The organism is Streptomyces sp. NPDC004610 (assembly GCF_040609715.1).
GTDB lineage: Bacteria > Actinomycetota > Actinomycetes > Streptomycetales > Streptomycetaceae > Streptomyces.
Genome location: NZ_JBEXLA010000090.1, coordinates 1 through 2023, shown reverse-complemented (window position 1 = coordinate 2023; position 2023 = coordinate 1). Strand labels below are relative to the sequence as shown.

Annotated in this window: 2 protein-coding genes; both read left to right on the top strand. The window is 65.9% G+C overall.

Going from position 1 to position 2023, the window contains the following annotated elements:
- Positions 1 to 558: 558 nt before the first annotated feature.
- Positions 559 to 1626, top strand: coding sequence for an IS110 family transposase (locus ABZX40_RS41480; RefSeq protein ID WP_355751414.1), 1068 nt, complete (start codon positions 559 to 561; stop codon positions 1624 to 1626).
- Positions 1627 to 1770: 144 nt separating this feature from the next.
- Positions 1771 to 1935 carry a hypothetical protein gene (locus ABZX40_RS41475; protein ID WP_355751411.1) on the top strand — a complete coding sequence of 55 codons (165 nt, stop codon included), beginning with the start codon at positions 1771 to 1773 and terminating at the stop codon, positions 1933 to 1935.
- Positions 1936 to 2023 lie beyond the last annotated feature (88 nt).

Here is a 2023-nt window from a genome sequence, read left to right as displayed (position 1 = left end):
GCCGACGTCCTCTTCGCCATGCTCCGAGACGGCACCTACTACGATCCCCAACCTGCCCCATCACCTTGACCAAACCCATAGGGGCACCCCCCCCGGGTGCCACTCTCCAGGAGACACGCACACGCACAGAGGAGGGAAGCGAACCGTTCCGGGTTCGGCAGGGACTCCGGAGCACCGATGTTGTGGTTGCAGCCGGAGCCCAGCCTGAAATTCGTCACGGAAACGGTACGCCAGACCTACGCATGACGATGCATAGACCACCGGCACCCGATTTCCGCCGATCCCAAGGTCACCAGAAAGAAGAAACCGCAGGTCAGAGAACTGACAGTGATGATTGCTGTGGCTCCGCCCGAGGGTCTGACTCAAGAACTGACTGGCGTTTCGACTGTCCGTGATTGGAAGCGTCGGCCTGCTGGGCGGAGCCACCGTGCGCGTGGCCGGTCGGGCATCTGTGACTTCATAGGAGCCCGGCCAAAGGTCCCATCACTGTCTCGTCCGTCTGCCCGACCGGCGCGTGCCATCCCTCATGCGTCGTACAGAAGGACAGCAGGCTCCAGCATGGCAGCAGACGAGATAACGGTCATCGGTGGCATCGACACCCACACCGATGCCCACCAGGCCGCAGTGATCGACACGATCGGCCGGCATCTGGCCACCGAGTCGTTCGAGACCACCCCCAACGGCTATCAGCGACTGCTGGAGTGGCTACGGTCCCACGGCGAACTCCTCGCCGTCGGTCTGGAAGGCACCGGCACCTACGGGGCCGAGATCGCTCGCCTCCTGACCGCGAACGGCGTCACCATCGTCGAGGTCGACCGGCCCGACCGCAAAGCCAGGCGGGACAACGGCAAGTCCGATCCAGTCGACGCCTACGCGGCCGCGACCGCCGTACTGTCCGGCCGCGCCACCGGGACACCAAAGACCCGCAACGGGATCGTGGAGGCCATCCGCACCCTGCGAGTGGCCCGCGGCTCAGCGGTCAAGGCTCGCACCCAGACCATCAACCAGATTCGCACCCTGATCGTCACTGCACCCGCCGCGATGCGCGAGAAGCTGCGTGGCCTGGCCACCGGCGGGCTGATCGACACCCTGGCCCGGTCCCGTCCGGCCGGCGATCTCGCCGATCCGGCTTGCGCGGCCAGGGTCACGCTACGGCGGCTCGCCCGTCGTTACCAGCTGCTCTGCAAGGAGATCACGGATGCGGACAAGGAGATCGGCCCGCTGGTCACCCAGGCCGCCCCACGGCTCGTCGTACTTCCCGGCATCGGCCCGGAGACCGCAGGCCAACTGCTGACCAGCGCGGGCGACAACCCCGACCGCCTGAAGTCGGAAGCGTCCTTCGCCCACCTCTGCGGAGCCGCCCCGATCCCGGCCTCCTCGGGCCGCACGAACCGGCACCGCCTCAACCGCGGCGGCGACCGCCAGGCCAACAAAGCCCTCCACACCATCGTCCTGGTCCGGATGCGCTACGACCAGCGAACACGGGAGTACGTCGCCCGGCGCACCGCCGAAGGCATGACCAAGAAGGACATCATCCGCTGCCTGAAACGGTTCGTCGCCCGCGAGGTCTACCGGCACCTACCCCGTCCCCGCATCACCACTGAACAGGTCAAGCAAGCCGCTTGACGATCTATAGGAGCTTCCGAGTACAACCTCAACCAGAACAAGGCCGCCATCGATTCGTGGATCAAGGGCCCGCCCCCACCGGCTGACGGCGACGTCGAGCCGTTCTACTCGACGGCGCCCAACGGCGAGACCAGTGGCCGCAGCGTGAGCAAGCAGCCGACGGACCCCAACGATCCGCTGTCCGGTTACAAGCAGGGCGGCCTGAATGCCAAGGGGTCCGACGTGAATGGCATCGACACGCGCATCAGGTATGACAGCAGTCGCACCCCGCCGTTCACGGTCATGACGTCGATGCCCTACAAGCCCTAGGAGTTGTCTTCAATTGTCACGCCCACATCAGGAGCGATGCGAGGGTGACGGCTGCCTGGTAGGACTCGGCGGTCTTGTCGTAGCGGGT